Source organism: Rhizorhabdus argentea (assembly GCF_037861105.1).
Taxonomy (GTDB): Bacteria; Pseudomonadota; Alphaproteobacteria; order Sphingomonadales; family Sphingomonadaceae; genus Rhizorhabdus; species Rhizorhabdus argentea.
Genome location: NZ_JBANFK010000007.1, coordinates 1 through 24580, shown reverse-complemented (window position 1 = coordinate 24580; position 24580 = coordinate 1). Strand labels below are relative to the sequence as shown.

Below are 24580 nucleotides of genomic sequence, written 5' to 3'. Positions count from 1 at the left end.
TCGCCCATCCACGTCCTGAGGCTGGCCAGACCGGTGCGTGTTCTCGTCATTTCCACTCTCTTCCCGCCCAACGTGATCGGTGGTGCGGAGATATCCGCCTGGAATCTTGCCCGGTGGCTGAAGAGCCAGGGGCATGAGGTCGGCGTCGTAACCACGGCCAACCTTCCGGGCGAAGCTGAGGATGACGTTGTCGACAAGGACGGTCTCAGGGTCTGGCGGATATGGATGCCGCGGCGCTACGCCGCCGCGAACCATATCGACCGTCCCAAGCCGCAAAAGATGCTGTGGCACCTTCAGGATCATCTCGATCCGCGAAACCGCCGACTCGTTGAGAGCGTCATCGATGCCTTCCAGCCCGAGTTCGTGAATATCCACCTGCTGGCAGGGATCGGATTCAACATCCTCTCCAGCCTGGCCAAACGCGACTTGCCCGTGATGTTTGCGCTTCACGATCTGGCGGTGATCTGCCTGCGTTCGAGCATGTTCAAGGACGGCCGCGAATGCCGCACGCGCTGCGCCACCTGCGTCGCTTCGTCCTGGTGGAAGCAGCATCTCATCTCCAAGGTCAAGCGGCTGGGTTTCTATTCGCCCTCCAGTGCCAATTTGGAGACGGTCGAGGCGCACTTTCCCCTGCACAAATATCTGACGCTGGTTGCGCCTAACCCGAACCGCTATCCGGAACCGACCGTCACATCTGCACCCTCCGAGAAGGTGCGCTTCCTGTATGTTGGGCGCATCCATCCGACGAAGGGTGTCGAAACCCTGCTCGCCGCGGCGGATTCTCTGGCCGACCGCTATGACTTCTCGCTCACGATCGTGGGGGAAGGACCAAGCGCGGCAGGCTTGCGGAACAGCTATGGCGATCGCAGCTGGGTTCATTTTACGGGCAGGGTACCGCAGGAGGAGGTCAGTAACTGGATGGTCGCCAGCGATGTGCTGTGCATCCCTTCGATCTGGGCTGAAAACTCCCCCGGCGTCGCCATCAATGCGCTGAATTGCCGGCTGGCGATTCTGGGCAGCAACAAGGGCGGCATCCCCGAGCTCGTTCATCATGAAGATAACGGTCTGCTCGTCGAAGCCGGTGATGTGCCGGCCTGGGCGAAGGCCATGGAGCGCCTGATCGAAGATCGGCAGGGTCTGGAAACGATGCGCGAGAACGCGGCTCAACGCGCGACTGCATTCCACCCGGCGACGCTCGCCGAGAAGCTCTACCGCTTCATGCTGTCGATTGCGGAGCTGCCAGAGGGGGCGGGCGAGCGGGCCAGCGCCAAGGTGGCGATGACGGGCCGGTGATCGGAGCCGCGCGATGGTCCCGTACGTAGCGAGGCCACTCGCCACGCGCGACCGACATATACATGATCGAGGCCCAGCAGCGGCAGGGGCCAGCTGCGTCTCCGCGGCAGCAGGGCCGGCCAGGTCGGCAACTCCCGCGTTATCCGCCGCAGACCAAGCGCGCGATCGAGCCGCTCCATGGCATAGCTGTGCGGCGGTGTGTTGAAGTCGCCGGCGACGATCAGCGTATCCCGCGCCGATCGCCGCACCGCCTGGCGCAGGGTCTGGATCGCGGACCTCTGGTCATTGAAAGGCCATGGCCGCATCAAATGGACGGAGATTACGGAGAAGGGAACGCTTCCATCCTCGAACGTAGCCTTGACCGCAGATAGGCCTTTCGCATTCTCCTGATCGCCGGTGCCGAGATGCTCGACCTCGAGCGGAGGCCGCTTCGAGAGGATCAGCGTCGAGCAGAAATATTTCGCTCGGCAACTGAACTGATAAGGGTAGTCCGGCTGAAGGCCGCGCAGGATCTGGCGCGCATTGTTAGAGCCCTCGCTGATCGTGATGATGTCTGCGTCCTGCGCAAGCAGCCAATCGAGCGCCGCCTGTGGATCCCTGTTGTTCTTGAACAGGTTGAACTGGATAAGCTTGATGTCGCCCGAACCGCCCATCTCCCGGTGCACGGCAGCTTTCGCGAACAGTTCGGGCACCAGCATAACCGATGCGTATAGCCCCAGCGTCACGAAGCTCGCGATCGCAGCCTGCCGGGCGGTCCGGATCAGGAAGGCAGATGCCAGCAGGCCTATCGGGCACCACAGCATCGAAAGCTGGTTGACCGAGTCCGCTATATCCGAGAGCCTGCCCAGCAGGCCGATGACCGCGACTGCCGAACAGATACCAGCCGTTACGAGGGCTATGCGCCGTGTCCAGATCAAGTGGCGGCTTCGAATGCTACCGGCGTGACACCAGCCGGCCGCCCGACATCGCGGCTAGCTCTCACGCGGGCGGGAGCCGCGCGAAGGGCCAGCGCTATGCCGCAGAATATGCCGAAGACATAGCCTGGATCCGCCGTCGGCCAGCTGACCCCGAGCGGAAACAGCGACATGATCACGGTCCAGCCGGCCGCGGCGCCGACATCTTCCACCGGGTTCCGGCGGCTGACATAGGTCGACATCCTGCCCGGCTTGAAGACGTGGAGGAGGAATATGATGAGAGTAGCCGAGCCGATGATCCCGGTCGATCCGAGGATGGCCGTGATGAGGCTGGATGAGCGGAAACTACCCACGCCGATGCCGAGCCCCTTCGACGCGAAAAAGGCGTTGACGCCCTGCTTCGCCCAGAACGCTCGTTGTTGTCCGGACAGGCTGTCGCCCTTTTCGATGGTGAGGGCATAGAGGACGTCGCCAAGCGTCTTCGCCAGTGACGGGTGGAACAGGATCAATACGCAGACGCCGATCGCCATTGCCAGCGTCGTCGCCAGGAGCATCGCCGCCTTGGAGAATTTGAGGCTGTGCGGGAACAGGATCATCCGGACGATGAAGAGGGCCAGATAGGCAGCCAGTCCGGCATAGGCGGTCGACGAGGTCGAGACGACCAGCACCAGTCCCATCAGGAAGGCGGCCCAGCCGGTACGCCGCGGCATGATGTCGCGCAGCCAGCACTCGCATGCGAATACAAACCAGAAGAACCCGAAATTAGCGTAGGCCGACGGCTCCGGCCACACGCCGGTTATGCGCGCGAAGCCGCCAATCCCTTGATTGTACTGATAATAAGAGCCGTTGCGGAAGAAGTCGATGAACAGCGAATAGGGGGTGCCGGCGAGTAGCGACGCGCTGACCCCAAGATAGACATGGATGAAGGCTACTACAGTTGCAGCCTTTACGATCATGATGGCACCGCGCGGCTGGCGGCAGGCGACATAGGTTACGACCGCATAGAGCGCGGTCGCCACGAGACTCAGCGAAGCCGTGATGTTCTGCGAGGTGAAGACGAGGGGAGTGGTTCCGAACATTCCGCGGAGGCCGACCGGCTTTAGTGGAACGACATTGATATCGCCGGCGAAGATCCTCGGTAGGATGAATGCGGAGACGATTCCGTAACTGGCGAAGGCCAGCAGAAAGATGTTGGCGCCGAGGCTGTCCTGCACAAGACGACCCTGCCGTCCGCCCGGCAGGAAGATCCGCAAGATCGCGAAAGCCAGCCCGAGATAGGCGGGCGGGATGGACGCGCCGCCCAGTGCCGGCAACACCGCCGCCGCGCCGCCGCCCAGCAGGGTGCAGCCGAAGCAGAAGGCGACCATCGCCTCGATGCTTTTCCTGAACAGCAGGAACAGCCCGATGGCGAACAAGATCAGCCCGAGGAGCGTCGGTAGCATTGGTCAGGCTTTATGAGCGCAGGGCATCTATCTTGATCGCTCTCACTGCGAGAGCGCCCCCAGGATGCCGGCGTCGAACTTGTCGGGTGAGAAGTTGCGCGCCTGGTTCATGGCGGCTGCCGGGTCGAAGCCGGGCAGCCAAGCCTCCATCGTTCGCACGCCTTCCACCAGCGATTCGGTGGTCTGCTCGGCGAAATAAAGACCGCTGCTTCCAGGCACAACGGTGTCGAGCGCACCGCCCCTCCCATAGGCCAGCACCGGGCGTCCAGACGCCATCGCCTCGACAGGCACTATGCCGAAATCTTCCTCTGCCGTGAACACCAGCGCCTTGGCGCGCGAATAGGCAAGGCGCAGTCGATCGAAGTCCAGCTTCGGAACAATCGTGATATTGGGTCCGGCGCGGCGCTTGAGTTCCGCCGCCATCTCGCCTTCGCCCACCATCAGCAGCGGGAGCTTCAGTTCGTTAAACGCGTCGACCGCCAGGTCCGCCCGCTTGTAGGGCGTCATCTGGCCGACCCAGAGATAACGGTCTTCGATATTTGTGCTGGGCCTGAACAGGTCGACGTCGACGGGCGGAAATACCACCTTGGCGTCTCTGCCCCATGCCTTCTGCACCCGCTTCCGTATGAAATTGGAATTGGCGAGGATCGTGTCGACGCCATGCGCGGAGCCGGAATCCCACGCCCGAAGGCGATGGAACACCCATGGCATCGCCATCCTGGAAAGGAAGCCTGCGGAGTGACGGTAATCGTGGTAATGATCCCACAAATAGCGCATCGGCGAGTGGCAATAGCAGAGGTGAAAGGCGTCATTTGCGGTGATCACGCCCTTGGCCGGGCCGGACTCGCTGCTGATAACCAGATCATAGCCGCGCAGGTCCAGCTCCTCGAGCGCGAGTGGCATCAGCGGCAGGTACTTCTGATAGAGTTTCGAAGCCCAGGGAAGCTTGTTGATGAACGTGGTCGTCACCTTGTGGCTCCTGATCAAGGCCGAGACCTTGTCCGGAACATAGACGTGGGTGAAGATGTCGGCCTGGGGAAACAGGCGCAGCAGACGCTCGAGCACGCGTTCGCCACCGCGCATGCCGACCAGCCAGTAGTGGATGATCGCCACCCGACGCGGCGCTTCGCATGTCGCCCGCCAGACCTCGCGTGGGAACTCGGCGCTCAACTGTAATATTCCTTGTAGCTGTCATAATAGGCGGTGGCATCGCCATATCCGAAGCGGGATTGCTTGCGCATATCGACCTGGCTGAGCACGACCCCGGCCAGATGCATCCGGCGCGCGGGCAGCAGCTTCAGTGCATTGCGGACAGCGTGATCAGGCGTCTTGCGCCAACGCGCGATGAACAGCACCGCATCGGCCAATGTCGCGATCACGCGTGCGTCGACCACCGGCAGCACCGGCGGGGTATCGATGATGATGTAGGTGAACTCCTCGCGGAGCTTCTTGATCACGTTGGCCAGCGCATCGCCCGTGACCATTTCGCCACCATCCACCGGCGTCTTGTTGAGCGGCAGGATCCACACTCCGCTCTCATGGTGCTGTACAAGAGCGTCGCTCAGCGATGCCCGGCCGCGCAGTACCTCGATCAGGCCGGCGTCGGCTGGATCTGCGACCAGCTTGTTGGCCGCCCGGCGCCGGGGGTCGCAGTCCACCAGGACGACCTTCTCGCCATCGACGGCGGCAACCCGGGCGAGGCAGGCGGCCGTGGTGCTTTTTCCTTCCTTCGGCACAGCAGACGTAATCGCCACGACCTGGACGACCGCTCCTACGGAATATTCGATCGAGGTCCGCAGGCTGCGCAGCGATGCATTGAAGCTGGAATGCGGGTGCTCTGCCACCGCCTCGAACGGGGGAGGTGGATTGTCGACGACGGAGTCGAGCAGCGGGATCGTTCCCAGATAGGGAACATTGAGGTTGTTTTCGACGTCCTCACCGGTGGTCAGACCCGAGAAGAGCAACTCGCCTCCGAAGGCAGCGGCCAGTCCCGCACCAACGCCCAGCGCGACTGCGAAGAACATGTTGAGCGGGATGTTCGGGCTGCTGGGCCCGTCCGGCGGCTGCGCCCAGGAAACGACGCGGGCATCGGCGGTCTCGGTGCCCTCCTGCGCCGCTGCGGTCTTGTAGCGGTTCAGATATGCCTCGTAGAGTCCCTGGGACGTTTCGGCCTTGCGGGTGAGATCGTCGAACCCGACCAGCGCCCGATTGCTGCTTGCCAATACGCCCCGTGCCGCGCCGAGGCTGCCGGCCACCGAGGACAGCCGCTGGCTGGACACGTTGGTGTTGGCCTTGAGGTTCGAGATCACGCGATTGATCTCGGTCTGGATCGATTTGTCGAGATCGGCCACCTGTTCCTTCAGCTTGATGATGTCAGGATGCAGCGGGCCGTAGCGAGCCTGCAGGTTTGCGAGCTCCGAGCCCAGCTGCGCCCGCTGCGTCCGCAACGATGATACGACCGGTGATTGCAGCGCTGCGCCGACATCGTCGCCCTGCGATCCGCTTCTGAGCTGTTGCTGCGCCGTCGCGAGCCTGGCCCGGTCTTCTGCCGCGGCGGCGCGCGACATCGCCAGCTGCTGGTCGTACACCGAGACATTCTGCTCGGTCAGTTGTGCGGCATTGGTGCTCAGCAGGTTATGTGCGATGCGGTAATCCTGCACGGCGCGGGTGTCGATCTGGGCCTGGCGACGCAGTTCTTCCATGCGCTTCTTGAGGAAGACGATGGCTTCCGCATTTTCCTTGCGCTTGTTCTTCTGCGCCTGGAGGGAATATTGCTTGGCATATTCGTTCGCGACCAGCGCCGAAAACTCCGGACTTGTCGACGTGAAGGTGATCGTCAGCGCGTAGGACGTGCCCGTGCGCGCGACTTCGAGCTTGTCCTTCAGGAAACGGAGAACATATTCCCGCTGCGCCTGCGGATCATAGGCGCGCTGCGACAAGGGCGGCGGCGTTCCGGTGATGAAAGACTGGAGCGCAGCAAGGCGGCCAGGCGTCGCATTGCGTGGATCAAGCGCGGGCAACTTGTCCAGCTGCAGCGCGTCGGCAACCTGATTGGCCAGCTCGCTGGAGCGAATGACTTCGACCTGCGTATCGACGATGGGCGAGGAGATTTCGCCGGTAACGGGCACGATCTGTTCCTGCACCGGCGTCACCTGGGTCGGCGTGTTGTCGAAGACTACCTGCGACGAAGCCGAGTAGAGCGGCGTCGCCCGGAATGTCAGGAACGCGACCAATGCAACGATGCCGAATAAAACCCCGAAAAACAAAGCCCTACGCCGCCGCAGTATCGCGATCAGCGTGTTGAAGTTGACTTTATCCTTCGTTGCTTCTTGGCCCGTATTCCCTGTTAGTGCGAGATTTTGATGCGCTATCTCGTGGTCCCGATAGAGATCGATATTGGTGGACAATGGGGTACCCTCGTGCCGCAGGAGCTCACCGGGCCACAACGTGCGTTATCGGATTTCGTTTCGCCGCATCGGTGACCGGAGAGATAAAAGCGGCCATTTGTGCAGCGCGTCATATTTTTTTGCGGCCGGTGCAATGGTTTGGGCGGTGAGCCGAAGTCGCAATGTGCTCTTCTCTACCTTCCCACAGGGAACCCTTGTCTGCTTGTGCGATCAGCGTTGGGCCAGAATCGAGAGGGAGATGCGATTTCCGCGATAGTCATTGTTGAACAGGCCGCGTCCATTCTGCTGCTGACGATCGAAAGAGAGCGTGGCCGCGAAATTGCGGTTCAAATAATATCGCGCGCCAGCTCCAGCGTAATAGCGCTGTTCGCGACGGTCGAGACCGCGATAGGTTTCCCGGTTTCCTTCGACATAGGCGGTAAGAATAAGCCGCCTCAGCAGTTCATGCTCGACCTCGAGGCGTACACGGCTCTGCAGCACTCCAGGCACGCCAGCGAGGGCGCTATCCGCGATCTGCCGGCTGGCTTTCAGCCGGAAGGTGGTCAGCCGCGTGGGCTCGTAGATCAGGTTAGCGCTATAGTTGAGGCCGCTGAATCCGCGGAAGCGAGGGTCGTCGAAGGATTGATGGATATAGCCAAGCCCGGCCTCGCCGTGGAGCAGGCGCGTGACTTCGAACCTTATGCCGGCGAGGGCGGTATAGCCCTTGGAATCGCGGCTTTTCAGATTGGGGTAGTTGATCTTGTTGATCGAGGTCGAGACGAAGACGCTGGACGAGCCGCCGATCCGGTTATCGACCCGAAGCCGTGCGACCAGCGTATCATGGTCCCTCAGGCTCTGGTCGACCAAGATGCCACCGCTCTTGACGTCCTGATATCGATAACGGTCGGCACTCACACCGCCGCTGAAGGCGATCCGGTTGAATGTCTTGGCCGTGCGGAGCGCGCCGCTATAACGATCATAACGGACCGGCTCACCGGTGATGAAGTCGTTACCGACAGTGCCGCGAGGCTCGATCAGATGGCCATAGTCTGCGGTCGCCCCGACATTCCACGATCGCAATATGTCCAGCCGGCCATCGGCCACCGCCCGATACTCTTCGCTGTTCTGATCCTGGTTCGAAAAATAGCGGCGCACCGTGGACGAGGCGGTCATCACGAGGCTGTGGTTCGTCCAGTCGGATTGGGCGCGAACGCTGGGCGTGATCGTCACCAGGCCATCGCCTACCACGTTGTTGTCCCGCAGAAATATGTTGTCGTCGTAAGTCAGTCTCGTCTGGACTGAAGGGTAGACCCTGAAGCCTCCGACGCCAATCCCGGTCGGGTCATATGTCGTCGGGCGGGAATCGGTAAGTTCAACGTTCTGCGCCTGCAAGGCTGTTCCTGCCAGGGCAAGTCCCGCCGCGACCAGCCTTCCGGTGAACACTATGTTTTTCGCCATTCCCTGATGACCCCGCCTGGTTTGATCCATGAACTTGGTAAGAAACTCGCCCTTTTTCGCACGGTGCCCGATCGCGCATGCGCCTAGCGAACGTAGTCAGGATATTGTTCCAATAAATTTGCATGGGGCGTGCATCCTTCTGAGCAAAGTTGCGTTCAGCAGCCGTCGAGGTCGCTCGACCAGGAATTTAGACATAGGGCCTCGGTTCAGGACTTGGATCACTCAATCTTAAAGGACAGTGCCACGCTGCGCAGCCCGGACCCAGTCCGTAGTCCGTTCCGCATTTGGCAAATGATAGAACCCGCGTGGTTTTTCTGGATCAGCCTCGCGATATTCGTGATCCCGACGATAATCGATCTCGCGCGTGGCGCATGGACCGAGGAGCAGACAGCCCATGGTCCGCTGATCTTCGCGTCCGGGCTATGGTTGATCGGTCGGGAACGTCGCAAAGTCGCCAGGCTTTCGCGACCAGGTTCGCTGCCATTGACGATGATGGTGCTGGTGCCGGCGTTGTTGCTGTTCGTCGCGGCGCGGGTGCTGGGCTGGCTCGGGGTAGAGTGCCTGTCCGCTTATGCTGCCTGCATCGCTCTGTTCTATTATCACGCGGGAGCGGTCGCTCTGCGCGCGCTGTGGTTTCCGCTGGTGTATATGGTGTTCATGTTCCCCCAGCTCGACACCATCGTGCTTCCGCTGAGCCGCGTGCTCAAGATGGGTATATCCACAATGGCTGTCGAGATTCTCTCCAGGCTCGGCTACGAGGTCGCCCAGGCGGGTGTGGTGATCTTTATCGACCAATATGAGATCCTGGTGGCCACGGCCTGTTCCGGTCTCAACTCGCTGCTTACCCTGTCGGCCATCGGCGTGTTCTATGTCTATATCTGCTACGAAGGCCGCTGGCGGGAGTCGCTGCCCCTGCTGATGCTGATCTTTCCGATCGCGGTGACGGCCAACTTCACGAGGGTCTTCGTTCTGATCCTCGTCACCCATTATTTCGGTGACGCGGTGGGTCAGGGGTTCGTCCACGACTTTGCCGCGATCTTCATGTTCGTGGTGGCGATGCTCGCGCTCGTCACCGCCGATACGATTGTCCGTGCTCTCCGCGGCCGAAAAAGTGCCGTGGCGATATGAGCCAAGACAGATGGGCCGGCATTGGGCCGTCGCGGCGGCAGCTTCTGTTCGGATCGCTGTTGCTGTCCGCATCGGCCGCCGGTCTGGCGCTGAAACCGAACCGCGGCACCAGCCCGCTTGCAAAGGGTGCTCTGGAGAAGTCGATCCCCTCCACGATCGGATCCTGGTCGGCGAAGCGCGCCAGCAGTTTCGTACTGCCGCCTGAGGATGTTGATCCGCTCCGCATTTACGATCAGGTGCTCACCCGCGCCTATCAGCATCCGTCGGGCATCGTGCTGATGCTCCTGATCGCCTATGGCAGCGGTCAGACAGGGCTGTTCCAGATTCACCGGCCGGAGGCCTGCTATCCGGCCAACGGCTTCACGCTGGGACCGAAGCAGACCGTCAGCGTCGACGTGCGCGGCGGAGAACGCGTGGCGAGCGGCTTCTTCACCGCCAGCGCCTATAGCCGCATCGAGCAGCTGCTATACTGGACGCGCATCGGCACATCCTTTCCCACGACGTGGCTCGAGGAAAACCTTGCCGTCGTCCACAGCAACTTCTCGGGCTCGATTCCTGACGGGGTAATCGTACGCATGTCGATCATCTCGCCCGATCAGGATCGGTCGCTGGCGATGCTGAAGTTGTTCGCCAGGGAATTGACGGAAGTTTCCGGGCCAACGGCATTGAAAGTCATGCTGGGTCCGAAGGCATGAGCATCCGCCGCCGCTACGGCCAGCGTCTTAACGGGAGAGAGCAATGAGAAAAACCCACGGCACGATGATGTTGATCGCAGGTCTGGCGCTTTTGGCCGGCTGCGAAAAGAAGCCGGAAGGGCAGGTCATCGCGACCGTCAACGGTGACGAGATCACCCGGCAGCAACTCAACATGGTTATCCGCGACAGTGGGTCCGCATCGGCGGCTCAACGCAAGCAGCGCCAGAACCAGGCCTTGTCGCAGCTGATAAACCGCGAGTTGCTGATCGAGGCGGCGAAGGAGCGCAAGATCGACAAGTCGCCGGAATATCTGGCGGCTGTTCGACAGGCGTCGGACACCATCGCGATCCAACTGCTGCAGCAGCAGATTGCGCAGTCGGTACATACCCCGCTGGACCTGGATGTGTCGCGCTACGTCGCCGAGCATCCGACCCGCTTCGAGAAGCGCGAGATATTGACCATCGACCAGATCCGGGCGCCGGAATCAGTACTGCGCGCGAGTTGGTTCGCTGCTGCGAAGTCGCTAGACGATGTCGTGGCCGGCCTGCGACAGAATGGCATCCAGTTCGAGCGGGCGACGCGGGAACTCGATACCATCTCGATGCCGCAGCCGATACTTACGCGGATGCTCGGCGCCGGCTCGGAGCCCTTAGGCCTCGCCTCTGGCGGGATCGCGACGATCGTGACCGTTCTGAAAAGGACACCTGCGCCGCTGATCGGGGAGGACGCTCAATCAGCCGGGCTCGCCCTCATGCGCAAACAGTCCGCGGAAGAAGCGCTTCAGCGCACGTTGACCGCGTTGAAGGCGCAGGCGAAGATCGAATATCAAAACGGCTTCGGGCCACCGCCACCCGCGCGAAAGTGATCGCATCTCCGCAGCATGGCCGTCGCCTTTGCATCGGCCATGCTGTGAGATCCGCTCAGATCAACGTGAAACTGCTGGCCGTCAGCGCCGGTTTCGTGCTCAGCAGGCCGATCTGGATCTGCGCTACACCGCCCGCACCGTCGGGATCATAATAGAGATTTCCCGTCGACTGCTGGTAGATGAGATGCTGGTCGCTGCTCACCGCCTGGGCCCCGTTGAAGAAGCCGGATGCCGGTATCGCTCCTGCCGGCAAGTTGGCGAAGGCGGTGAACACCGCACGGGAGAGTTGGAACAGGTCTTCTCCGGCGACGAAATCCTTCACCTTGTCCCGATCGGTGGAGGTGCCGAGATAGTCGAACAGGAATATGTCTGCGCCCGCGCCGCCGGTCAGCTCGTCCGCTCCGACGCCGCCGATCAGAGTGTCGGCGCCGGCGCCCCCTTGCAGGAAATCGCCGCCATCCTCGCCCCATAAGACGTCGTTGCCGTCATTGCCGATCAGCAGATCGCCGCCGAGTCCGCCATGCATGATGTTCGCGCCGGCGTTGCCATTGACGGTGTTGGCCAAATCGTTGCCGGTCATCGAGAGGTCAGCCGAACCTGTCTGGTTCAGGTTCTCGATGTTGGGATCAAGCGTGAAATTGACCGATGTGTATACGGTGTCGGTGCCTTCGCCGACATTCTCGACAACCTTGTCGCCAACATTGTCGACATAATAGCTATCATTGCCGATGCCACCGACAAGCGAGTCGGCACCTGCCGCGCCATCGAGCGTGTCGACGCCGGCGCCGCCAAAAATGGTGTCGGCGCTGGCGTTGCCGGTCAGCACGTCGTTGCCGCCTAAGCCGTTGATCGTCCACAGATCGTTGCTGGGGGCCGTGAAGACGTTGACGCCGTTGTCGCCCGTCCAGCTCTTGGGTTCGGGCAGGTTGTTGAGGGCGATCGTAAAGCTGGCCTCGACGAACAGCCCGGCGGAATCGGTGGCACGCCCGACGATCGACTGCGTGGGCGTCGCCTCATAGTCGAGCACTGCGCCGCTCGCGACGGAGATCACCCCCGTCGTCGAGTTGACGACGAAACGTCCGCCCGCGTTGTTGGTCAGGCTGAAGTTCAATGTGTCGCCTTGGTCGACATCGAGGCCGGCCAGTGTTCCGACCACGGTTCCGGCGGCGGCGTTTTCGTTCACCTGAGCATTCGAGAGGCTCAGGTTGGTCGGCGCATCGTTGGCGCCCGTTATGGTGAGCGAGACCGTGGCGCTCGAAGTGATGCCGCCCTGATCGGCGACCGTGTAGGCGAAGCTGTCGCTGGCCGTCTGCCCGGCAGCAAGCTTCTGGAACAGCGCGCCTGGGGAATAGGTGATCACGCCGTTCAGCAGGCTGAGGTTGGCTCCGGCCGATGTCGTCGGCGGCAGCGGCTGGATGGTGAGCTTGTCGCCGGCATCGGGGTCTTTGTCGTTGGCGAGCAACACGCCGCCGGGGATGGTGCCGCCATCCTCGGACACGTTGACGGAATCGTTGAAGGCTGTTGGCGCATCGTTGACCGCGGCCACGTTGACTGTGACATGACCCGTGGCGCTGTTGCCGGCGCTGTCAGCCGCCGCATAGGTGAACAGCGCGGCACCGTTGAAGTTGGCAAAGGGTGTGAACAGGATGCCCCCATTGCCGTCGAGCACTACCGAGCCGCCGGAGACAGCCGTCACGCTGCTGATCGAGATCGGCAGTCCATAGCTGTCGGTATCGTTGGCAAGCAGCGTGGATATCTGGAAAACGGCCGGCTGGTCCTCGGTTCCCGCCAATATATCCGCAGTGGCGATGAGGGGCGGTGGCCCGCCTTGCACGGCGAGTGGGTCGAATATCTTGTACTTGATCGAGGTGCCAAGATCGTCTCCGCCCATCCCGCCATAGTCGGTCCATGCGACCGCGAACCCGCCATTGCCGGCGGCTGCCACGGTGGGATCAGCCTGGACTCCGGGCAGCTGACCGTTGGCGATGAATTCGCCGCCGATCTTTACGCCGCCGCCGGTAAATATCTGTGCCTTGATGCCGGCGGTACCGACCTCTGGGCCGCTGCCGCTATAATCGGCCCAGCTGATGATGAAGCCACCGTCCGCAAGCGCGGATACCGCCGGGGCCAGCTGGGCTCCCGCCGTCGTGGTATTGGCGAGCGACTGCCCGCCGAGCGGGGCTCCGGAGGCATCGTAGATCTGGAAGGCTATGCCGTAATTGTCGGGATCGCCGCCGCGCTGGCTGGCATCGGCCCAGGTGACCACGAAACCGCCGGTGCTCAGCGCGGTGATGCTTTCCTGCTGCTGATTGCCCTGCGTCAGGCTGTTGACGAGGAACTCGCCGCCGACCTTTGCACCGGCCGCATCGAAGAGCTGTGCCTTGACGGCATCCTTGCTGGCATCGCCGCCGATCAGGCTGCTGTCGTGCCAACTGATCACGAAGCCGCCCGACGCCAGCCCGGCGACAACCGCCGTATCCTGCGCGTTGGCCGTATTCGTGTTGACCAGAAATTCGGAGCCGACCGCGTTGCCGGCAGCGTTGTAGATCTGCGCCTTCACGCTGCTGACGCTGCTGTCGCCGCCCTGTCCGCTCGCGTCCGACCAGGTCACGACGAAGCCGCCAGATGCCAGCCCGGCAACAACCGGCGTCTTCTGCGCATTCAACGTCGATGCGTTGACCAGAAACTCTCCGCCCGTGGCGCTGCCGTTGGCATCGAAGATCTGCGCCTTGATACCGCTGCTCGACGTATCGCCGCCGACCGCGCTGTTGTCCGCCCAGGTGACGACGAACCCGCCCGATGCCAGCCCCGCCACCGCCGAAGTGTCCTGACTGTTCAGCGTCTGTGTGTTGACCAGGAATTCGCCGCCGATCGGGTTGCCATCGGCATCGACGATCCGGCCCTTGATCCCGTTTACGCTGGTGTCGCCCTGACCGCTTCCGTCGGTCCAGGTTATTACATAATGGTCGTTGGCGATCGCCGTGACCGATGCGAGTTGCTGGTTGTTGGCGATGCTGGTGTTGGCCAGCAGCTCCGGTCCGCCGCCATAGCGATCCTCGACGATCGAGTCGGTGACGGCCAGGCCGAACACCTTGTCGAAGCTGTTCCCGAAGCCGTCGGTCGCCCTGATGGTCAGCGTCGCGCTGGACGCGCTTTCGTAATCGAGCGCAAGGCTGTCCTGCACGACCAGCCGGTTGCCTTGGACGGCGAATGCGCCGCCGGTGGAGTCGTCGACGATCTCGTAACTGTAGAGCGCATTGCTCGCGCCATTGGCCGAGAGGCTGGCGAAGGTGGTGTTCTCGACCGCCGCCTCCGACACGGTGCTGTTGGAAAGAGCGATGTTGCTGATCGCCCCGCTGGTAGGATTGAACATCTGCATCTTGATCCCGCCATCGGGATCCCCGTCCAGTCCACTGCGGTCGGTCCACCCGATGACCAGGGCGCCGGACGAGAGCGAAGCGATGCTTGGCAGCTCCTGCGTGCCGAGGGTCGTGGAGTTGACCTGGATTTCCGCGCCGACCTTGTGGCCGAGATCGTCGAAGACCTGCGTCTTCACGCCGAAGCCGCTGGCGTCGGAGGCGAGCAGGCTGTTATCGCGCCAGCTTACCGCGAAGCCGCCTCCGGCGATGCCCGCCACTGTGGGCTGGTCTTGCGCATTGAACTCGGTGGTGTTGACCTGGAATTCCGTTCCGACCTTCGCTCCGCTGGCCGTGAAGACCTGGGCCTTCAGCCCGGCGCCGCTGGTGTCGCCCTGGAGGCTGGTATCGCGCCAGACGACCACGAACCCTCCGGTGGAGAGCGACGTGATGGTCGGCTGATCCTGCGACGCGGCAGTGGTCGTGTTGACGAGGAACTCGGCACCCGATTTCGCACCGCTGGCCGTAAAGACCTGGGCCTTGATGCTCGGCGCCGTGGAGTCGCCGCCCAGTCCGCTGCTGTCGACCCAACTGGCGACGAAGCCGCCCGAGGCGAGCCCGGTGATGACCGGTGCCTGCTGGCTGCTGGCGATCGTGGTGTTGATGAGGAACTCGCCGCCGACCTTAAGCCCGAGCTCGTTGTATAGTTGGGCGCGCACGCCGGTGCCGGTGGCATCGGGCGCGGTCGCGCTGGCATCGACCCAGCTGATGACGAATCCGCCCGATGCGAGGCCGGTGACGACCGAGCTGCTCTGATTGAGGCGGGTCGTGCTGTTGACCAGGAATTCCGATCCAATCTTCGCACCATCGGCGTCGAAGATCTGAGCCTTGACGCCGAGGCGGTCGGGGTCGGGGCCCGCAGCGCTCGCATCCGTCCAGGTGACCACGAAGCCGCCCGTGCCGAGCACCGCGACCGAGGCCTGGTCCTGGGCGTTGGCGGTAGTCGTGTTGACGAGGAACTCGCTGCCGAGCGCGCCGCCATTGGCGTCGTACAGCCGGGCCTTGATCCCCGATCCGCTGCTGTCGCCGCCGACACCGCTATTATCTGTCCAACTGACGACGAACCCACCCGTGGCGAGGGCGGTGATTGCTGCATCTGTCTGCACGCCCGTCGTCGTCGAGTTCACGAGGAACTCGCTTCCCGCGACGGCATAAGCTCCATTCGACATTGGCACTCCAGTCGTAAACAGGTTGTCGGGTTCCCGCTGTATGTCGCAGGTTTAGGCCATTTTAGAGCAGGACACCTGTTGGCGGATGCGCCATTCCGAGCCTTGCCGATATCATGTGAGGCATCGGCTAAGACTTCTGGACTACCCGTGAATTCCCAAGCGGTGCCGGCGTTCATCGGGCGTTGGCATCATGGCGCTGCCTGATGCTGATCGACCCTTAGATAGCTGTCGTTGAAGTCGCCGATCTGCCGCAGTTCGGCAATCTTGCTGACGGAAATGCGCCGTTTGGAGCGTTCGATTACGCCTTGTTCGGTCAACCATTTGAGCACGCGGCTGATATGCACCGACGTCAGCCCCAGCGCGTCGGCGAATTGCTCGAGCGTGATTGAGAACAGCTGGCGATCTCCGTTTTCGATGGAGGCGCTCAGGCGGGTATGCAGCTCGCACAGCAGATGGGCAAGGCGTGCGCGTGCGTTTCTGCGGCCGATGTTCAGAATCCACTCATGGCAAATCGCTGCGTCGGCCAGCGCTTCGATCCAAATCGCCCTCCCGATCGAGGCATTGTTCAAAACCAGTCGCCGCAGCGCCGCCATAGGGAACTCCATGATCCGAGTCCGCGTCACGGCCTGGACATTGTCCTCCGAGGTGCTGAGGAAGAGATTTTGCAGGTTCAGGAAGTCGCCGCGCATATGGAAAGCGACGATCTGTCTGTCGCCAGCGTTGGTGAACTTTTGGCGGCACGCCAAGCCGTCCTCTATTAGGGCGAAATGGGTGACGCTTTGCCCCTCGCGTTGAAAAAAGGCCGAGCGCTCGATCGTCCTGAACTGACAGGGTATCGCGGCCAGCTGGGAATGATCCGCCATCGTAAGGGGGGCGTTTCGGCCGAGCCTCGCGCACAACCTGGTTGATTTATATCGGTTGATCGGCACTTGTGACTCCGTCGATGGAGCGGGTGAAGCTCTCAAGCGCCATTGTTCAGGTTGCCGCGCATCGTGATTGATGAACCGCATGATGTCGGTTGTGCATTGTTCAACTGCGCTATTCGTCTGGAATTACAGCGTAATGCTTTTGGCGGACACTGACCGGATCATCGTAGGTGCTCTGGGAAATCGCGAGCCGCCGGTCGGAGTTTTCGAGCGACCGGTTCGTTAGCCGGCGATTTGCATTGATATCGTCTGGGCCTCGGCCGCGGTTGCTGTAACGACTGCAAAATAGATTACGGCAATGCCGCTCTACCCATTTTGATATTGGGATGAGTTCATATGGGTAATGGATCCAGTGGCGATTTCGACCTATTCTGAGGGCGCTCTAACTCGGGGGGGTAGTGCTAGTTCAATGATACAACATGTCCCAATATCGGTGCTAGGTAGCCAAGAGGCGAACGAGGTCTTGGACGAAGTTGCGTCGGGTATGACGTCGGTGCAGCAAGCCAGGCGTTGGGCAGACGAGCTCCGCGCCGAAGGGTTCACGGTGCTCGCCCAGGAGGTCGAACTGCGCCTTCCCACGTGGCATTGAGGTGCCATCAGCGGAACGGCTAGCGGGTCTGGTTCCCGAAACCATTGGAGACGGCCCAGATTGCCGCTTGCGTACGGTTCATACTTCCGAGTTTGCGCAGGAGCGTCCGGATGTGAAGACGTACGGTCGCGATGCCTATTCCAAGTCGCGTAGCTATTTCCTTGTTCGAGCAGCCATCCGCCAAGCACCGCAAAATTGCGAGTTCACGTTCCGATGGACCGTGGCGAGTTCCCGCAGCCTGCACTTCTCGAGAACCGAACGTCTCCACGAGTTCCGTGACAAGCGGCGAGGGGGCGAGTCTCTCGCCATTGGCAACGAGTCGCAGCATCGATACCAGCGCGGCGGGCTTCGAGTTCCACAACAGTACTGAATCCACGCCAGCCATGAATGCCAGTCGCAGATCCTGGCTGTCACAGTGATCGCACAACAGCGCGATACGGGCCGAGGGGTGCAGATGCCGAAGGCTTGTTATAGCGGCGATTCCCTCCTTGTCGGCCGGCGCGTCCAGAATAAACACGTTGCCGTCGGCGGTGGTTTCGGCCGGAACAGTTCCGCTGTGGTCGTGCAGGCGCGATCTCACGGCGAATCCGTTGCCGTTCAGCATTCGTTCGAGACCCTCTAACCGCAATTCGGAATTGCTGAAAATCGTGACGGTTGCCGGAGCGCCGCGCACCGTCTGGTGCCTCGGCGCCGGTCGCGGCAGGGAACCCGCTTTTAATTGCGCGAGGACGAGTCGCGGTGGCGGGGACCGGCTCGAGCGATCGTCGCCCTCGTTGGTCAATTCAGATGATCCGGCTGGGCATTGGAGCGGGGATTTCGTCTATCGAAGGATTGACGAACTGCGCGTTATCAGGATTGCCCAGCGCCATCAGGATCGGCGCGGCCGGGGCTGACGGGCTTGCGACGAGGCCAAGCACAAGAATTAGACACGAGCGGGTGATCATAGTCACGCTATGCACTCCTATCTAGTTGACCTTATATATATTTGTACCGATCGACGTGTAAGTGAGTGTCCGTTGACATGGCCTTGCATCGTTCCTTGATGCGCCAAGTTGGCTGGTTTTTGGAGGGAGCCTTCGGCTTACATCGTTATTGCCACGGCATGGTTCGATCAGGCTGCGCACCAGTGAGGCCGCGGAACCAGTTGCCTGGATTCGTTTTCATTCAAATTGAAGCAATGGATCCGATGGCATCCGCCTGTTTTTCCAAACTCTCGGATTGCCCGGCGGATGGCCATAGCGCCTCGAGGGTCTGGTGTTGAATGACGGCTGGCTATTCGGCGGCGGTCGCCGACTCAACCAATCGCCAGGCGGCGCGCGTCTGCCAGAGTGCCCATGTCGATGACGAAGCGGTATTTGACGTCGCTGCGATGGAGGCGCTCGTAGGCGGTGTTGACGTCCTTCATCGCGATCAGCTCGATATCCGCGAGGATGCCGTGCTCGCCGCAGAAATCGAGCATCTCCTGCGTCTCGGCGATGCCGCCGATTGGCGAGCCGGCCAGTGACTTGCGCCCGACGATCAGCGAGAAGGCGCCGACCGGCAGCGGCTCGGCCGGCGCGCCCACCAGACAGAGAGTGCCGTCGATACGGAGCAGCGCAAGATAGGCGTTGATGTCGTGCTGAGCGGAGATAGTGTCGAGAATGAAGTCGAGCTTGCCGGTCCGCGCCGCCATCTGTCCGGCGTCGGTTGAAACCACGACGGCCTGCGCGCCCAGCGCCATCGCGTCGGCGATCTTGCCGGGTGAGGTGGTGAACACCGTCACCTCCGCCCCCATCGCGCGTGCCAATCGGATCGCAACATGTCCGAGGCCGCCGATACCCACGATGCCGACCTTGCTGCCGGGGCCGACCTTCCAATGGCGGAGCGGTGAATAGGTGGTGATCCCCGCGCACAGCAAGGGCGCGGCACCTGCTGGATCCAGCGCGTCGGGCACGCGCACGACATAGGCTTCGTCAGCCACATAGTTGTTGGAATAGCCGCCGAAGGTCATCCGTTCGCCGTCCCGCTCATATCCCGAATAGGTCGGCGTCGGATGCTCGATGCACATATTCTCAAGATCGTGCCGGCAAGGATCGCACTGGCGGCAGCTATCGACGATGCAGCCGATCGCCGCCATGTCGCCAACCTTGAACTTGCGCACGCCGTCGCCCACCGCCGTTATCCGCCCGACGATCTCGTGCCCCGGCACCATCGGATAGATGCTGTTGCCCCAGTCGTTGTTCACGAAGAACAGATCGGAATGGCAGATGCCGGTATAGAGAATCTCGATGGTCACGTCGTGCGGACGCGGATCGCGACGTTCGAAGGAAAAGGGAATGAGCGGGGCCTTGGCCTCAAGCGCGGCAAAACCGAACGACTGCACCATGGATCGCGGTCCTCCTGTTCCGATCGGATGATCAGGCCCGGACGTTTACGGAGAAATACGAGAAAGGGAAGGGCAACCGCCCATTTTGCGCCGGATCGTTGCTAGCGAGCTCCGCCCGGCATAAGACGTAAGTATAACATCTCCCGTAACTTGTCGGCGTGAATTGGTTACAATTCTAAATACTCCTTCTTCTATCCTCAGCTGATCGAGAGATGCTCCAGGGAGCGTTCCGACAGGGGGATGTATCGTGTGCGGTTTCGTTGAAGTTGCGGATGTTGCCTGCGCTATTCAAAGCGCGCGGCTATGATCCGCCTTTCCGGCCGGCGCGCCTTGGTTGCCGCAGTCAGTCTGCTCGCGCTGAGCACGGCCGAGGCGGGCGAGATCGGCGCGCCCGTCGTGGTCCGCGGTGCCGCAACCTTGTCCGTCGAAGGCAGCACCACCATCGTCAATCAGACCAGCGGTAAGGCTGTGATCAACTGGTCGAGCCTTTCGGTTCCTGGCGGAAGCACGCTGCGGTTCCAGCAGCCAGATTCAAGCTCGATCACGCTTAACCGCGTCACCGGCGGCGGCGTGTCGAACATCGATGGTATGATTTCCGCCAACGGGCAGGTCTGGATTCTCAATTCTTCGGGTGTTCTCATTGGTGCTGGCGGCCGTGTACAGGCCGCGGGTTTTCTCGCGAGCACGCGCGATATCGTCGACGATGACTTCATGGCCGGGCGCTATGCGTTCAGCGGACACGGCGAAGGAGAGATCGCGAACGCCGGCCAGATTGCCGTGGAAAATGGCTATGCCGTTCTCGCCGGCGGGAAGATCAACAACAGCGGCCTGGTGTCGGCGCGGCTCGGGACGGTGGCCTTGTTGGGCGCACAGGGATTCTCGCTGGACCTGGTAGGCGATAAATTACTGTCCTTCGCCATCACTGAACCGCTCCCGGTGGTTGCCTCCGACGGAGTGATCATCAACAGCGGAACGCTGGCAGCGGATGGTGGCCGCATTCTGCTCACCGTCCGCGGCGCCGCGGATGCGGCGGCGAGCACCATCAACAGTGGGGGATTGCTTCAGGCGCAATCCGTTCAGCTTCGCAATGGAGAAATCATCCTCGATGCAGGTGATGCCGCAGGCGTCACCGTCACCGGTAAGCTCGATGCCTCGGGCCTTGGGGCGAACGAGACCGGCGGCGATATTGCCATTTCTGCCAAGCGGATATTGCTGTCGGAGCGCGCCCAGGTGGACGCGCGAGGCGATGCCGGTGGCGGCAACATCCACGTCGGTGGCGGTCTGCACGGAGCGGTGATCGGCGGAAGGGCTTCTGCCCTTTATGCCACGGTCATGCGTGGAGCATCGCTCGATGCCAGCGCGGTGACCCGCGGCAATGGCGGCGTTCTATCCTTGTGGTCAGACATTTATGATCCCTTGTCCATCACGCGCGCCGCGGGCGATTTCCAGGCCAATGGCGGATCGCTCGGCGGCAATGGCGGCATCATTGAAACCTCGGGCCACACGCTCCGGATCGATGGCGTGACCGGGTCCGCTTCGGCGGCCGGGGGGCTTGCGGGCGAGTGGCTGTTCGATCCCTTCGACATTCAGATCGTCGATCAGCTCAGTGGGCAGAATTCTTCCGAGGTGCGTGCCAGCGATCTCGTCTCCCTGCTCAACAGCGGCACCAATGTCACTGTCGACACTGCTAACGCGCCGCAGACGGGAGCCAGCAGTAGCGGCGAGGGCAATATCACCCTCAACACCTCCCTCACCAAATCGTCGGGCGCAGCGGCGACGCTGACCTTGCGTGCCCACAAGGATATCATCGTCCAGCCAGGCGCCAATATCACGTCGACCAGCGGCGGCCTCAATGTAGTGCTGACCGCGGACAGCAACAATGATGGCATCGGCACCATCTATCTCGGTGGCAACATCACCACGATCGGCGGGCAGTCGAACGGCCTTCAGGGTATTAAATATTCAGGCTACTTCAACGACAACTTCAGTTTTTTCCAAAATGCGCAGCTTCGGCCCGATTATCGATTCGACAATCTCTTCACATCTATAAACCCGACTACCCCGGGCGCGAATTTCGATGACAATTATTCGGTGCGATTCCTTGGATTCTTCCAGCCCAGCGTCAGCGGGTCCTATAATTTCCGGATCGGCAGCGATGACGCCTCCTATCTGTTCCTGGGAAATGCGGGCGAAACCGTCGCATCGCTGGAAGCGCGCGTAACTCCGGGGTCGGCGGTCGCCTCGGCCCCCGGTGCCCATGGCGTGGTGTTCGGGAGCGGCAACATCAACCTCACAGCCGGCACGGCCTACCCGATACTCGCCTATTTCGGCGAAGCGGGCGGCGGCGATCAAGTCACGATCGATTTCACGCCCCCTGGCGGACAACGCACTGAAAACGGTACCGGCTTCTATTTCACCAGCTTCGGAGGCCAGGCTACGCTGAATGGCAATGTCCAGCTGATCCGTGACGTGGCGATCAACGCGCAAGGCAATGTTAGCTTCAACGGCACGGTCGATAGCGCGACGACCTTCGCGGGCATCGATCCCGCGACCTCCAAATATGGCCTGACCGTCACGAATCCGAACAACGACATCACCTTCGCGAAGGCGGTCGGCTCTATCAATTCGCTGGCCAACCTCGTCAGCACGTCCAAGACGGTGTCGACGCGGTCGATTGCTGTGGCCGCCACTGGCCAGATTCAGCTCTCCGTCGCGCAGGGCGGCACTGTCACGGGCTCGCTCGCTGGCGGTAGCTTCTCCAAGTCCGGCGCGGGCAAACTCGACTGGACGGCGGGAAGCTCCGGCGACGTGGCGGTCGGCAATCTTTATCTCGACGGTGGTGCGCTCAATGTGAAGAGCGCATCGGCGTTGGGAATCGCAGTCCCGATCAGCTTGACCGCGGACAGCATATTGTCGTTCCAAGCGGCGGGCGCGGTCAATCTGACTTCCTCCATCGACGGCGGCTTCAATCTCGATATCGGCAGCGACGGCGCGCTGACCGTTGATGGCGGCATCGGCCTTTCGAGCCGGCTGGCGCGCCTGCGTATCGAATCCCTCAACGTCCTCACGCTCGGAACGAACGCCGATCTCCGCACGAGCGGCGACATCAGACTGGCCGCCGGGCAACGCTTTGTGAACGCTTCGACCAACGGCGCCGTGCTGAACAGCCTCGGTGGAACATGGCGGGTGTTCAGCAACAACAGTTCGCCCTTCGGTAGCACGCCTGACGTTGCCGGATCGCTGGCGCACGATTTCAAGACCTATGGCATCGGATTTTCGACCACGTCGAATCTGGCGAGCGTCGGCGCGACCGATGGCGCGTCGTCGGTGCCGGCGGAGGGCAACGGATATATATATTCGCTAGCCCCCACCGTGACGGTCACCGGGAACATCTCCCGCGAATATGACGGGACGACGATTATCAACCTGCCGAGCGTTGCGCTTTCGGGCAGCGGAGCGATCAACGGCGATACGATCGTCGCAGGCGCCGCCAGCGGGATGTTCGATCTTCCGGATGCGGGGTCCAGAACCGTCGTCCTGAACGGTATCAGCCTGATCGCCCAGGACAGTGCCGGCAAACCCGTTTACGGCTATAAGCCCAGCGGTGCGGTCAGCCTGACAGGCACGATCACTCCCAAGACGCTCACCGCGACGCTGATCGGCGATATATCCCGCATCTATGACGGTACTACCACCGCGACGTTAACGGCGAACGCCTACCAGCTCTCCGGGTTGGTCGATGGTCAGAGCTTCGCTATTAACCAGACCGTCGGCAGCTATGCGACCCCGAATGCCGGAACGAACATCGTCGTCAGCGCCAACCTGGTTGCAACCAACTTCACCGCCGGATCAGGCACGTTGGCCAGCAACTACGCCTTGCCGACCTCGGCCTCTGGCGCGGTCGGCACGATCAGCCCGAAGCCGCTGACGGCGGCATTCGCCGGCGCGGTGTCGCGGGACTATGACGGCACCACTGCGGCGCCGCTGGCCTCATCGAACTATCAGCTCAGCGGGTTGATCGATGGTCAAAGCATCAGCGTCAACCCGACCACAGGAATCTACGCCTCCCCGAACGTCGGCACGGATATCAATGTCGAGGTGAACCTGGGGGGAACCGACTATACGGCAGGACAGGATACGCTGCTGGCCAACTACACATTGCCCACATCGGTTAGCGGAACGATCGGCGCAATCACGCCGAAGCAACTGGAGATCAGCCTCACCGGAACGGTATCACGCGTCTATGACAGCACCACCATCGCGACGCTTGCTCCGTCCAACTACACGTTGTCGGGGGTTGCAAGTGGCGATGAGATCACGGTCACGCAGACGAGCGGCAGCTATGCCAGCGGCAATGCGGGCACCGGTATCTCCGTCAGCACCAGCCTTGACGCGACCGATTTCGCGAGCGGCTCCAGCACTTTGTTGAGCAATTATGTCCTGCCCGGCTCGGCGGCCGGCGATGTCGGCCAAATCGAGCTTGCGCTGCTGACCTATGTCGCCGACCCCGTCAGCCGCATCGTCGGCGAGCCCAATCCGTCTTTCACCGGGACCGTCACGGGATTTGTCGCGGGAGAAACTCTCGGCGGTGCGACGTCGGGCACCTTGACCTTCACGTCGGCGGCGAATGCCGGGTCCGCTTCGGGCACCGTCGCGATCAACGGCGAGGGCCTGATCGCCACAAATTATGCGTTCGAGCAAGCGCCCCAAAATTCGACAGCGTTGACGATCCTGGCCGCCGAGCAGACTCCACCGCCGCCGCCAGTCGTGGAGCCTAGCCCGCCGCCACCGCCGCCGCCAGTCGTGGAGCCTAGCCCGCCGCCACCGCCGCCGCCAGTCGTGGAGCCTAGCCCGCCGCCACCGCCGCCGCCAGTCGTGGAGCCTAGCCCGCCGCCACCGCCGCCGCCAGTCGTGGAGCCTAGCCCGCCGCCACC

15 protein-coding genes are annotated in these 24580 nt (G+C 61.9%); 5 read left to right on the top strand and 10 right to left on the bottom strand.

Annotated features, from left to right (window positions below; translation table 11 throughout):
* Positions 1-33: 33 nt before the first annotated feature.
* Complete coding sequence (locus tag AAC645_RS08410) at positions 34-1293, top strand: glycosyltransferase family 4 protein (protein WP_340315229.1); 1260 nt, start codon at positions 34-36, stop codon at positions 1291-1293.
* On the opposite strand, the gene AAC645_RS08405 is transcribed toward AAC645_RS08410, so the two are convergent.
* The 5 genes from AAC645_RS08405 to AAC645_RS08385 form a co-directional block, all read right to left on the bottom strand.
* Positions 1209-2210, bottom strand: coding sequence for an endonuclease/exonuclease/phosphatase family protein (locus AAC645_RS08405; RefSeq protein ID WP_340315227.1), 1002 nt, complete (start codon positions 2208-2210; stop codon positions 1209-1211). The two genes, AAC645_RS08410 and AAC645_RS08405, sit on opposite strands and share 85 nt — an antisense overlap.
* Complete coding sequence (locus AAC645_RS08400; protein WP_340315225.1) at positions 2207-3649, bottom strand: glycoside hydrolase; 1443 nt, start codon at positions 3647-3649, stop codon at positions 2207-2209. The genes AAC645_RS08405 and AAC645_RS08400 overlap by 4 nt, the downstream gene beginning before the upstream one ends.
* Positions 3650-3691: 42 nt before the next feature.
* A complete protein-coding gene (locus AAC645_RS08395) occupies positions 3692-4819 on the bottom strand; it encodes a glycosyltransferase (RefSeq protein WP_422785813.1) in 1128 nt (375 codons plus the stop codon).
* On the bottom strand, positions 4816-6915 hold the full coding sequence (locus AAC645_RS08390; RefSeq protein ID WP_340315224.1) for a GumC family protein: 2100 nt from the start codon (positions 6913-6915) through the stop codon (positions 4816-4818). Before AAC645_RS08390 ends, AAC645_RS08395 begins: the two co-directional genes overlap by 4 nt.
* Before the next feature lie 351 nt (positions 6916-7266).
* Positions 7267-8493: an outer membrane beta-barrel protein gene (locus tag AAC645_RS08385; protein WP_340315223.1), complete on the bottom strand. Its 1227-nt coding sequence runs from the start codon at positions 8491-8493 to the stop codon at positions 7267-7269.
* Positions 8494-8784: 291 nt separating this feature from the next.
* Here AAC645_RS08385 and xrtV point away from each other — a divergent pair, with 291 nt between their 5' ends.
* From xrtV to AAC645_RS08370, 3 genes are read left to right on the top strand one after another with little or no spacing between them, the layout of a single operon-like run.
* Complete coding sequence (gene xrtV / locus AAC645_RS08380) at positions 8785-9621, top strand: exosortase V (protein WP_340315222.1); 837 nt, start codon at positions 8785-8787, stop codon at positions 9619-9621.
* Positions 9618-10316: an exosortase-associated protein EpsI, V-type gene (gene epsI / locus AAC645_RS08375; RefSeq protein WP_340315220.1), complete on the top strand. Its 699-nt coding sequence runs from the start codon at positions 9618-9620 to the stop codon at positions 10314-10316. The genes xrtV and epsI overlap by 4 nt, the downstream gene beginning before the upstream one ends.
* Before the next feature lie 43 nt (positions 10317-10359).
* Positions 10360-11181 (top strand): SurA N-terminal domain-containing protein, encoded by an 822-nt coding sequence (locus AAC645_RS08370; protein ID WP_340315219.1) that lies wholly within the window; start codon positions 10360-10362, stop codon positions 11179-11181.
* A gap of 55 nt (positions 11182-11236) precedes the next feature.
* Here the strand turns inward: AAC645_RS08370 and AAC645_RS08365 are convergent, their stop codons facing one another.
* The 5 genes from AAC645_RS08365 to AAC645_RS08345 form a co-directional block, all read right to left on the bottom strand.
* A complete protein-coding gene (locus AAC645_RS08365) occupies positions 11237-15766 on the bottom strand; it encodes a beta strand repeat-containing protein (protein ID WP_340315217.1) in 4530 nt (1509 codons plus the stop codon).
* A 188-nt stretch (positions 15767-15954) separates the two neighbouring features.
* Entirely contained in the window at positions 15955-16776 is an 822-nt protein-coding gene (locus AAC645_RS08360) for a Crp/Fnr family transcriptional regulator (RefSeq protein WP_340315215.1), read from the bottom strand.
* A gap of 524 nt (positions 16777-17300) precedes the next feature.
* A complete protein-coding gene (locus AAC645_RS08355; protein WP_340315213.1) occupies positions 17301-18062 on the bottom strand; it encodes a response regulator transcription factor in 762 nt (253 codons plus the stop codon).
* Between the two features lies 1 nt (position 18063).
* Positions 18064-18231, bottom strand: a complete 168-nt coding sequence (locus AAC645_RS08350; protein WP_340315212.1) for a hypothetical protein — start codon at positions 18229-18231, stop codon at positions 18064-18066.
* A gap of 344 nt (positions 18232-18575) precedes the next feature.
* Positions 18576-19646 (bottom strand): NAD(P)-dependent alcohol dehydrogenase, encoded by a 1071-nt coding sequence (locus AAC645_RS08345; protein ID WP_340315210.1) that lies wholly within the window; start codon positions 19644-19646, stop codon positions 18576-18578.
* A 303-nt stretch (positions 19647-19949) separates the two neighbouring features.
* Here AAC645_RS08345 and AAC645_RS08340 point away from each other — a divergent pair.
* The coding region (locus tag AAC645_RS08340) for a beta strand repeat-containing protein (protein WP_340315208.1) at positions 19950-24580 on the top strand (4631 nt) is incomplete at its 3' end.

What these genes read in the sequence shown, in the direction of transcription:
- AAC645_RS08400 (WP_340315225.1), bottom strand. Translation starts at nt 3,649, where the DNA reads ATGCTACCGACGCTCCTCGGGCTGATCTTGTTCGCCATCGGGCTGTTC.
- AAC645_RS08385 (WP_340315223.1), bottom strand. Translation starts at nt 8,493, where the DNA reads ATGGCGAAAAACATAGTGTTCACCGGAAGGCTGGTCGCGGCGGGACTT.
- xrtV (WP_340315222.1), top strand. Translation starts at nt 8,785, where the DNA reads ATGATAGAACCCGCGTGGTTTTTCTGGATCAGCCTCGCGATATTCGTG.
- epsI (WP_340315220.1), top strand. Translation starts at nt 9,618, where the DNA reads ATGAGCCAAGACAGATGGGCCGGCATTGGGCCGTCGCGGCGGCAGCTT.
- AAC645_RS08370 (WP_340315219.1), top strand. Translation starts at nt 10,360, where the DNA reads ATGAGAAAAACCCACGGCACGATGATGTTGATCGCAGGTCTGGCGCTT.
- AAC645_RS08365 (WP_340315217.1), bottom strand. Translation starts at nt 15,766, where the DNA reads ATGTCGAATGGAGCTTATGCCGTCGCGGGAAGCGAGTTCCTCGTGAAC.
- AAC645_RS08360 (WP_340315215.1), bottom strand. Translation starts at nt 16,776, where the DNA reads ATGCGGTTCATCAATCACGATGCGCGGCAACCTGAACAATGGCGCTTG.
- AAC645_RS08345 (WP_340315210.1), bottom strand. Translation starts at nt 19,646, where the DNA reads ATGGTGCAGTCGTTCGGTTTTGCCGCGCTTGAGGCCAAGGCCCCGCTC.